The 4394-nt window shown below is 74.3% G+C and carries 5 protein-coding genes and 1 pseudogene; all 6 read right to left on the bottom strand.

The features are described from left to right. A pseudogene (locus CCN56_RS45035) lies at window positions 1-306 on the bottom strand (hypothetical protein); the annotation flags it as partial. Then, window positions 303-1055: an ABC transporter ATP-binding protein gene (locus tag CCN56_RS29890; RefSeq protein ID WP_086831065.1), complete on the bottom strand. Its 753-nt coding sequence runs from the start codon at window positions 1053-1055 to the stop codon at window positions 303-305. The pseudogene CCN56_RS45035 and the gene CCN56_RS29890, both read right to left, overlap by 4 nt. Window positions 1056-1143: 88 nt before the next feature. After that, window positions 1144-1338, bottom strand: a complete 195-nt coding sequence (locus tag CCN56_RS29895) for a hypothetical protein (RefSeq protein ID WP_086831066.1) — start codon at window positions 1336-1338, stop codon at window positions 1144-1146. A gap of 216 nt (window positions 1339-1554) precedes the next feature. After that, on the bottom strand, window positions 1555-2694 hold the full coding sequence (locus CCN56_RS29900) for an acyl-CoA dehydrogenase family protein (protein WP_086831067.1): 1140 nt from the start codon (window positions 2692-2694) through the stop codon (window positions 1555-1557). After that, window positions 2691-3872: an acyl-CoA dehydrogenase family protein gene (locus CCN56_RS29905; protein ID WP_086831068.1), complete on the bottom strand. Its 1182-nt coding sequence runs from the start codon at window positions 3870-3872 to the stop codon at window positions 2691-2693. Before CCN56_RS29905 ends, CCN56_RS29900 begins: the two co-directional genes overlap by 4 nt. After that, window positions 3869-4394, bottom strand: a 526-nt coding sequence (locus CCN56_RS29910; protein ID WP_143664662.1) for a zinc-binding dehydrogenase, incomplete at its 5' end; no start/stop codon positions are given. The genes CCN56_RS29910 and CCN56_RS29905, both read right to left, overlap by 4 nt.

Here is a 4394-nt window from a genome sequence, read left to right on the forward strand (position 1 = left end):
AGGAAGCCGCTGAAGGTGCCGCAGACGGTGACCAGGCGGCCGGCGGCGTCGAAGGTGACGGTGGCGCACTCGCCGCCGAGGGCGGCGATCTTCTCACTGGTGACCTCCGGGTCGCGCCCGAGCGGCCCGGACCAGGGGTAGGTGGCGCTGCCGGCGGCGTCGGCGTGCATGCCGCTGCGGCCGTTGGGGGCGAGGTACGGGTGCTGGACGGGACCCTTGCCGTGGACCGGCCGCGCGGTGGCGGGGGCGCCCTCGTAATTGGTCGACGAGGCGGAACCCGGGGGCGAGGGAGGGAACGGCGCTCATCCGCCGAGCCGGCCGAGGCGCGCCGCGACCTCGGCGGCGGTGGGACGGTCCAGTTCGTCCACGACGAGGCCGTCGGCGAGGAGCAGGACCCGGTCCGCGTATCCGGCGGCGACGGGGTCGTGGGTGACCATCATGCAGGTCTGGCCGTACCGGTCGACCTGGGAGCGCAGCAGGGCGAGGACCTCGTGGCCGGTGGCCCGGTCGAGCGCGCCGGTCGGTTCGTCGGCGAAGAGCACGCTCGGTCGGGAGACGAGCGCGCGGGCGATGGCCACGCGCTGCTGCTGGCCGCCGGAGAGCTGTCCGGGCCGGTGTCGTTCGCGTCCGGCCAGGCCGACCCGGTCGAGCGCTTCGAGGACGCGGTCGCGGTCCGGCCGGATGCCGGCGAGTCGGCCGGGGAGCTCGACGTTCTGGGCGACGGTCATCGCGGGCATCAGGTTGAACGCCTGGAAGACGAAGCCGATCCGGGTGCGCCGGAGCTCGGCCAGCTTCCGTTCCGGCAGGCCGGTCACCTCGGTGTCGCCCCACCGGACGGTGCCGCGGGTGGGGCGGTCCATTCCGGCGAGGCAGTGCAGCAGGGTGGTCTTCCCGGATCCGGACGGGCCCATCACGGCGGTGAGGGTGCCGGGTTCGAGGGCCACCGACACTCCGCGCAGCGCGTGCGCGGTGGCGGGGCCGCGCCCGTAGGAGCGGTGCAGGTCCTCGGCGCGGGCGGCGGTCTCGGTGCGTGTGTTCGTCGTCGTCTCAGCCATGCCCTCATCCTCGGCGGGCAGGGCAGGGAGGGTCGATCGTGGTCGCCCCCGGATCGGGGGTGTGGATATCCGGACCCCGGCAGGGGGGTCAGGGCTTGAGGCTGGAGACCACGTTGGCGGTGGCGGCGACGCCGTTGTGGATGGTGGGCGCCATGCTGGTGCCGGCGAGGAAGAAGCCGAGCAGGGCGCAGACGAGGGCGTGCGTGAACTTCAGGCCGCTGTTCCGCACGAAGATCACGGCCAGTACCAGCAGCAGCACCACGACAGAAATGGAAACGGCCATCGCTCTCACGTCCCTCCGTCGCCGCATGGGAATTGCGGCGTTCGGCGGACAGTGTGGCGGAACGCGCGGTCCGTCCGGGCGTATGGCGGGGCGGCCATACGGGTGAGATTCGGCCAGGGCGCGGCGGGCAGGCGCTCCTTCCCTTCGACCGTACGTACGGTCGCGCCGACGGTTCGACAGGACGCGGCGGCCCCTTGCCCAGGGGCCGCCGCTCCGTCACGCAGGCGCCGGGAGGTCCATCAGCGCGGCGATCGCGTCCTGGTGCCGGCCCGCCGAACCCAGCGCGATCTGGTCGGACTTGGCCCGCTTCAGCGCCAGGTGCGCCGGGTGCTCCCAGGTCATGCCGATGCCGCCGTGCAGCTGCACGCACTCCTCGGCGGCGCGGACCGCGACCTTGGAGCAGTAGGCCTGGGCGACCGCCACGGTGAGCGGGGCGTCCGGGCTGCCGGTGGCGAGGGCGTCGGCGGCGGCGCGGGCCGCGGCCCTGGCCCCGACGACGTCCAGCCAGAGCTGGGCCATGCGGTGCTTCAGGGCCTGGAAGGAGCCGACGGGCCGGTTGAACTGGTGGCGCTCGCGGGTGTACCGGACGGTCTCCTCCAGGCACCGCTCGGCGAGCCCGAGCTGCTCGGAGGCGAGCAGTCCCGCCCCGGCGAGCAGTCCGCGCCGGACGGCCGTGCGGGCCGCGTCGCCGTCGGCGAGTCGCGTGCCGGCCCCGGGCCGCGTGATGACGCGGGCGAGCGGGCGGGTGAGGTCGAGCGGGGTCTGCGGCTCGACGGTCGCCTCCTCGGCCGGTACGGCGTACAGACCGTCGGCGCGCGGGACGAGGAGGACGTCGGCGGCGACGGCGTCGGCGACGCCCGCGACCGTGGAGGCGGGCAGCGGCCCGGCGCCGGATGCGGCGGACGGGGACGGTCCCGCCTCCGGCGCTCCGGGCGGGAACGGCTCCGCGTCCGGCGCGGTCGACAGCGGTACGGCGAGGACCGCGACCGTCCGGCCGCTCGCGAGCTCCGCCAGGAGCTCGACGGCCGGGCCGCCGCTCTCCCCCGCCAGGCCGAGCAGCGTCTCCGTGGCCACCACCGCGCTCGTGAGGTACGGCAGCGGGGTCACCGCGCGGCCCAGCTCCTCCAGGACCACGGCGGCCTCGCGGTGGCTCGCGCCCTGGCCGCCGAGCTTCTCGGGGACGAGGAGCCCGGCGGCTCCGATGTCGCCCGCGAGGGACTTCCAGAGGCCGGGGACGTACGGATCGTCCGTCTCGATCCGGTCGAGCAGGGTCTGGTGGCCGGCCCGGTCGGCCAGCAGGGCGCGCACCGTCGCCCGCAGGTCGTCCTCGGTCTCGGAGTACAGAAGATCAGTCATCGCGCGAGGTCCTTCCAGGCGACGTCCTTGTCGTTGCGGGGCTCCGGCGGCAGGCCGAGGACCCGCTCGGCGACGATGTTGAGGAGCACCTCGCTGGTCCCGCCCTCGATCGAGTTGCCCTTGGAGCGGAGATAGCGGTAGCCGGCGTCGCGTCCGGTGAAGTCGACGAGCTCGGGGCGTCGCATCTCCCACTCCCCGTACAACAGGCCCTCGTCGCCGAGGAGTTCGACCTCAAGGCCGCTGATGGCCTGGTTGAGCCGGGCGAAGCCGAGCTTCATCGCGCTGCCCTCGGGTCCCGGCTGTCCGGCGACGAGCTGCTGGCGGAGGCGTTCGCCGGTGAGCCTGGCGACCTCGGCGTCGACCCAGAGGTCGAGGAGGCGCCGGTGCAGCTCGTGGGTGCGCAGTTCGGGGCGCTCGCGCCAGGTCGTGGCGAGCTTCCCGATCATGCCGCCCTCGCGGGGGATGCGGGCGCCGCCGATGGAGACCCGCTCGTTCATGAGGGTGGTCTGGGCGACCCGCCAGCCGTCGCCGACCTCGCCGAGGCGGTGGGCGTCGGGGATGCGGACGCCGGTGAGGAAGACCTCGTTGAACTCGGCCTCGCCGGTGATCTGGCGCAGCGGCCTGACCTCCACTCCGGGGTCGGTCATGTCGCAGACGAAGTAGGTGATGCCCCGGTGCTTGGGCGCGTCCGGGTCGGTGCGGGCGATGAGGATGGCCCAGCGGGCGATGTGGGCGCTGGAGGTCCACACCTTCTGCCCGTCGATCACCCAGTCGTCGCCGTCCCGTACGGCGCGGGTGCCGAGCGCGGCGAGGTCGGAGCCGGCGCCGGGCTCGCTGAAGAGCTGGCACCAGACCTCCTCGCCGACCCAGAGGGGCCGCAGGAAGCGGGACTTGACCTCTTCGGAGCCGTACGCGAGGAGGGTGGGGGCGGCCATGCCGAGGCCGATGCCGATCCGGCGCGGGTCGTTGTCGGGGGCGTTCGCGGCGGCGAGTTCGGCGTCGACGACGGCCTGGAGGGCGCGGGGCGCGTCGAGTCCGCCGAGGCCCACGGGATAGTGCACCCAGGCGAGTCCGGCGTCGAAGCGGGCCTTCAGGAAGTCGGTGCGGTCGGTCGTGGCCGGCGGATGCTCGGCGAGCAACTGCCGGACGCGGAACCGGAGTTCCTCGGCGTCGGTCATGCGTGGGCTCCTTCCGGGAGGACGACCAGGCGGCCGGTGGTGGTGCCGTCGGCGACGCGCTGGACGGCGTCCGCCGCGCCGGCGAAGGGGACGCGCTCGCCGATGAGGGGCTTGATGAGGCCCTTCGACGCGTAGGCGGTCAGGGTCTCGTGGCAGCGGGCGATCGAGGCCGGGTCCTTCGCCGCGTACAGGCCCCAGTGGAGGCCGAGGATCGAGTAGTTCTTCACCAGGGCGTGGTTGAGGGCGGGAGCGGGGACGGTGCCGCTCGCGAAGCCGACGATCACGATCCGGCCCTCGAAGGCGACGCACTTGGCGGACTGCTGATAGGCCTCGCCGCCGACGGGGTCGTAGATCACGTCGGCGCCCCGGCCGCCGGTGGCGGCCTTGACGGCGGCGACGACGTCCTCGGAGCGGCGGTCGATCACCAGGTCGCAGCCGAGGGCGCGGGCGGCGGCGGCCTTCTCCGGGCCGCCGACGACGCCGATGACGGTGGCGCCGGCCGCCTTGCCGAGCTGGACGGCG

It is taken from the genome of Streptomyces sp. NRRL B-24572, assembly GCF_002156145.1.
Classification (GTDB): Bacteria; Actinomycetota; Actinomycetes; order Streptomycetales; family Streptomycetaceae; genus Streptomyces; species Streptomyces vietnamensis.

Bases quoted from the DNA above. Each gene is read 5' to 3' on its own strand.
- CCN56_RS29890 (WP_086831065.1), bottom strand. From the start codon at position 1,055: ATGGCTGAGACGACGACGAACACACGCACCGAGACCGCCGCCCGCGCC.
- CCN56_RS29895 (WP_086831066.1), bottom strand. From the start codon at position 1,338: ATGGCCGTTTCCATTTCTGTCGTGGTGCTGCTGCTGGTACTGGCCGTG.
- CCN56_RS29900 (WP_086831067.1), bottom strand. From the start codon at position 2,694: ATGACTGATCTTCTGTACTCCGAGACCGAGGACGACCTGCGGGCGACG.
- CCN56_RS29905 (WP_086831068.1), bottom strand. From the start codon at position 3,872: ATGACCGACGCCGAGGAACTCCGGTTCCGCGTCCGGCAGTTGCTCGCC.